Origin of the sequence: Faecalitalea cylindroides ATCC 27803, assembly GCF_000469305.1 — a bacterium.
GTDB lineage: Bacteria > Bacillota_I > Bacilli_A > Erysipelotrichales > Erysipelotrichaceae > Faecalitalea > Faecalitalea cylindroides.
Map to the genome: position 1 here is coordinate 1 of NZ_KI270966.1, position 988 is coordinate 988.

Sequence of the window (988 nt, forward strand, 5' to 3'; positions counted from 1 at the left end):
GCATCTGCACCATATAGGATCGCAATCTTTTCCTTTTTAATGATTCTAGATTATTTTTTTGTTATACTGTAAAAGCTGATAGGATGGTGTTTATGTATATTTCAACGATTCATTCTTTAGAAAGCCTTGAAAAACTTAAAGAAGCAGGAATTGATGCCGTTATTATAGGTATTCCATATTATTCGATTCGTCATTGTATTGAAGTGGATAAAACAAACTTGCAAGTATGGAAAGACAAATGTAAAGAATTAAACATCAAGTTATATGTTAATTTTTTGAGAATGTGCTCTGAAAATGAAATGGAAAAGGCCAAAGAATGGATGCAAATATTTAAAGATATTAATATGGATGGTATTTATTATGCAGATGAAGGCATTTTATATATCGCACAGGAAATGAATATCCAAAATAAACTTATCTATCAACCAGAAACTTTGGTTACTTCCAGCATGGATGTAAATTTCTATTTGGAACAAGGCATACAGGCTGTCAGTCTGGCTCATGAGATGAGCTTAGATGAAATTATGATGATTGCTCAAGCTGCTGATCATCTTGAAGTTTTAGTAAACGGCTATTTTTCTATTATGTATTCTAGAAGACCTTTGATTTCCAATTATCTAGATGCGATTAATTCAAATGCTGTTAAAGAAAACAAACGTTACGATTTAATTGAAAAAACACGTGATGAGCAAATGCCTATTTATGAAGATCATGCAGGCACACATATATTCAGTGCCAATCCTATATCTTCTTTTGAACAAATGGATTCATTAAAAGAAGCAGGAATCAAGCGTTTCCGTATTGATTCTATATTTTTCGATGATGGTTATACGATTCAAGTATTGAATGCATATAAAACAAAAACGAATTTAAATATTGGTTGTGATCGCTGGTATCATGAAACAACGATAAAGAAAAAGGAGGGGCAGTAATGAAAAAGATAGAATTATTAGCTCCTGCAGGAAATCTTGAAAAGGCAAAGATTGCG

General features: G+C 31.8%; 1 protein-coding gene. It reads left to right on the top strand.

What is annotated here, in order from left to right:
• Window positions 1–92 precede the first annotated feature (92 nt).
• Complete coding sequence (locus HMPREF0367_RS01520; RefSeq protein ID WP_035400468.1) at window positions 93–932, top strand: peptidase U32 family protein; 840 nt, start codon at window positions 93–95, stop codon at window positions 930–932.
• Window positions 933–988 lie beyond the last annotated feature (56 nt).

Coding starts and splice junctions, on each gene's coding strand:
- HMPREF0367_RS01520 (WP_035400468.1), top strand. CDS start 93: ATGTATATTTCAACGATTCATTCTTTAGAAAGCCTTGAAAAACTTAAA.